The organism is Faecalibacillus sp. TM498 (assembly GCF_020589955.1).
Classification (GTDB): domain Bacteria; phylum Bacillota_I; class Bacilli_A; order Erysipelotrichales; family Coprobacillaceae; genus Faecalibacillus; species Faecalibacillus intestinalis.
This window is the reverse complement of the sequence record NZ_JAJDKB010000126.1, coordinates 1-937: the sequence shown is the minus strand read 5'-3', so window position 1 is coordinate 937 and position 937 is coordinate 1. Positions and strand designations below refer to the sequence as shown.

Annotated in this window: 1 protein-coding gene; it reads left to right on the top strand. The window is 37.9% G+C overall.

From position 1 onward, the window contains the following. The first annotated feature begins 4 nt into the window (after positions 1-4). Complete coding sequence (gene cysK / locus LJD32_RS14965; protein WP_032089876.1) at positions 5-937, top strand: cysteine synthase A; 933 nt, start codon at positions 5-7, stop codon at positions 935-937.

Genomic DNA, 937 nt, shown 5'->3' with positions numbered 1-937 from the left:
AAATATGAGCAAAGTAAAAAACAGTTTTTTAGACCTAGTAGGGAATACACCACTAGTAAGAGTAAACAACTTAATCAAGAAAGATGAATTGAAAGCAGATGTACTCGCAAAACTAGAATACTTCAATCCCGCAGGATCAGTCAAAGACAGAATTGCAAAAGAAATGATCCAAGATGCACTAGAAAAAGGATTGATCAATGAAAATACAACATTGATTGAACCAACAAGTGGAAATACAGGAATTGGACTATCAGCCGTAGCGACAGCATTGAATCTAAAGATCATTATTACAATGCCAGAAACAATGTCGGTAGAAAGAAGAAATCTTATGAAGGCATATGGAGCAGAATTAGTCTTAACACCAGGAAGTGAAGGAATGAAGGGAGCAATCGCCAAAGCAAAAGAATTGGCATCACAAATCGAAAACAGCTTCATTCCAGGACAGTTTGAAAATCCAGCGAATCCAACAGCACACTATAAAACAACAGGACCAGAAATCTATGAACAAACAGAAGGAAAAGTAGATATCTTTGTAGCCGGAGTAGGAACAGGAGGAACAATTTCAGGGATAGGGAAATACTTGAAAGAAAAGAATCCAGAAGTAAAAGTAGTGGCAGTAGAACCAGCAAGCTCACCAGTATTATCAACAGGGAAAGGTGGAGCACATAAGATCCAAGGAATCGGGGCAGGATTTGTACCAGAAACATTGGATACAAAGATTTATGATGAAATCATTACAGTAGAAAATGAAGATGCATTTGCGACAGGGAAAGAAATGGCAAAGACAGAAGGAATCTTAGTAGGGATATCATCAGGAGCAGCATTATATGCAGCCAAAGAACTAGCCAAGAGAGAAGAAAATGCAGGGAAGACAATTGTCGTCTTATTACCAGATGGTGGAGATCGTTATTTATCAACACCTTTAATTCAAGATTAG